Below are 499 nucleotides of genomic sequence, written 5' to 3'. Positions count from 1 at the left end.
CCTCAAAGATATCGGCCATGATCACGCGTATTTCCGCATACTTATCGTACAGACGTTTGCTGGCTTTGTGGTAAAAATAACAGCTGCGGGCAAGTTGCAGAACGCTTAGCAACTCAGCAACGGGGTACTTTTTCTTAAGGGCATCAACTATCAGGGTTTTCTCCCTGTTTTTCAGTTTCAGAAAGCTGATGCCCAGATCTTTTTTTATCAGTTCATTCGCCTTTGTCAGTATGTCACGTTCGAGCTGCAGCTGATGAACCTGCTTCCTGAGACGCTGGATTTCACCGAGTAAAGCATCCTGATTTTTATCCTGAGGGGCTGCCTTTCGTTTGCGCATGGATTGATAAGCCTCGTCACTGATAAGGTCTTTCTTCCATTTGTACAGGACCGGGACGCTGACGCCTATGCTTTGTGCAACTTTACGCGCGGTTCCACGTCGGTTACAGAGCTCCCGGACGGCCTGAGACCTCTCTTGCGGGCTGAAGCATTTGCTTGTGCC

At 48.9% G+C, this 499-nt stretch carries 1 protein-coding gene; it reads right to left on the bottom strand.

Annotated features, from left to right (window positions below):
- A partial coding sequence (locus tag KHQ23_RS25830) for a transposase (RefSeq protein WP_211777065.1) occupies positions 1–499 on the bottom strand: 499 nt, incomplete at both ends.

Source organism: Klebsiella sp. 64 (genome assembly GCF_018223915.1).
Taxonomy (GTDB): Bacteria; Pseudomonadota; Gammaproteobacteria; order Enterobacterales; family Enterobacteriaceae; genus Klebsiella; species Klebsiella pneumoniae.
Note: the sequence above shows the minus strand (reverse complement) of the source record. Positions and strands in the feature narration are given on the sequence as shown.